This is a genomic window from Streptomyces sp. 13-12-16 (genome assembly GCF_002114215.1).
Lineage (GTDB): Bacteria > Actinomycetota > Actinomycetes > Streptomycetales > Streptomycetaceae > Streptomyces.
The window spans coordinates 2,916-3,337 of record NZ_NCTE01001237.1 but is presented as its reverse complement, the minus strand read 5'-3'; the positions used below and the strand labels follow the sequence as shown (position 1 = coordinate 3,337).

General features: G+C 76.3%; 1 pseudogene. It reads right to left on the bottom strand.

From position 1 onward, the window contains the following. A pseudogene (locus B7767_RS38345) lies at positions 1-422 on the bottom strand (hypothetical protein); the annotation flags it as partial.

The window sequence follows — 422 nt, the reverse complement described above, 5'->3', positions numbered from 1 at the left end:
CGGGCCCGGTCGGCCGCGCACACCGGGACCTCGCGCTCGGCACCGCCCGGTGGCGTCCAGACGGCGTCGGCGACCGCGGGGCCGTGGCGCGGGTCGAAGAAGCAGGGCGGGCGGCGCTCCGGCAGCGGGCGTCCCTCCCGCCGGGCGGCGAGGGAGGCGAGGGCGAAGCGGCCGTCCTCCACGGCCTGGGTGACGGCCCGGACGTCCTCCGGTTTGCGGGCCGCGGCCATGAACGACTTGGACTTCTCGTAGGCGTCCAGCGCGTGCGCGTAGTCCGCGCGCATCGCGTCGTCCGCGCCCGGTTCGCCGGGGTGGAAGTCGAGGCGGTCGAGTTCCTCGCCGAACGCGGTGATGTCCTCGTCCACCACCACCCGCAGTTTCTCCAGCGCGGCCCGCTGCTCCTCCTCGTGGCGCCGCCGGTT